This is a genomic window from Paenibacillus aceti (genome assembly GCF_003614185.1).
Lineage (GTDB): Bacteria > Bacillota > Bacilli > Paenibacillales > Paenibacillaceae > Fontibacillus > Fontibacillus aceti.
Genome location: NZ_MDDO01000062.1, coordinates 1 through 1,279, shown reverse-complemented (window position 1 = coordinate 1,279; position 1,279 = coordinate 1). Strand labels below are relative to the sequence as shown.

General features: G+C 42.7%; 2 protein-coding genes. Both read left to right on the top strand.

What is annotated here, in order from left to right; translation table 11 throughout:
* On the top strand, positions 1-217 hold a 217-nt coding region (locus BFJ94_RS26275), incomplete at its 5' end, for a group II intron maturase-specific domain-containing protein (protein ID WP_369126916.1).
* A gap of 293 nt (positions 218-510) precedes the next feature.
* The coding region (locus BFJ94_RS25230; RefSeq protein WP_162944428.1) for an alpha/beta fold hydrolase at positions 511-1,279 on the top strand (769 nt) is incomplete at its 3' end.

Below are 1,279 nucleotides of genomic sequence, written 5' to 3'. Positions count from 1 at the left end.
CCGAGGATGGAGGAACTACTACACCCAAGCGGATAAAGGGATAGCAAACCGTTTTCTGAGTAAGATCGATTGGTATATTCGAAGAAGATTGCTAATCTTCTGGAGGAAGAAACACCATAGACGCAGACCGAGCCAGGGGATCTTTGAGTTACTCCAACGAGAGGGTTTGAACTCGGTTACGACGTGGAAAAGGAAAAGTACGTACTGCCCAAGGTGAAGAATGTCGGAAAGCCGTATGCGGGAAAACCGCACGTACGGTTTGATGAGGAGGGGCTGGTAAACCCAGCCCTTTACTCTACAGAGCACGGACCTAGGTGTGAAATAGAAGGCCCAGATTCCATCTGGGCCTTTGCTATGTCCATTTCAGGGGGCGTGGCCTGTATTGGTGGAGCAGAGCAATGAGTTTAAATGAAACTTAAACGGAATATGGGTCTATTTTAACCCCGTCATGATAGCTTGGAATAGAGAACTAGAAAGGACGAAATCATGATCATACGGGAGTGAAAATATGTGAGTACCAAGAAGAAGTCCAGGTTTTGGATCATAACAAAAAACACGGTTTTGTTCATTATGGCAACGGTTTTTATTTGGATCGTTTTTCATCTCGCCCTGACAGCGCACGAACAAGAAAAATATCCACCCTTGGGACAGTTGGTTAAAGTAGACGGGAGGCATATGCACATTTATACAAAAGGGGACGGAAAGCATACTATGGTCCTATTAAGTGGTCTTGGCACAGCCGCCCCTGCATTAGATTTTGAGCCCTTAATAAATGAGCTGGCGATAAATAATAAAGTAGTCGTAGTGGAGCTTTTTGGATATGGTTGGAGTAGCTTAACGAATAAGGAACGAACCGTGGAGAATATAGTGGAAGAGCTTAGAACTGCTCTACATCAGGCAAGTATTGAAGTGCCCTATATATTAATGCCACATTCAATATCCGGCATATATAGCATGTACTATGCCAATAAATATCCAGAAGAAGTTAAAGCCGTTATAGGGATTGACCCGACCTTGCCACAAGCATTGCAGTATTTTGGGGAATCTGCTCCTACAATGCCCCAATATATGGGGTATATTTCACTAACTGGAGTTTCCCGATTAGCTACATACATTAATCCAAAGAATTACCTGCCTATAGCTGAAGAAGGTACTTATTCCGAAGATAACTTAACAATGACCAGAGCCATCTCGGCTTGGAAAGGGTATAACAAGAATGTCATAGACGAAATCAATGAAATAAAAAATAATGTAGACAAAACAGCTCCTTTGAAATTTC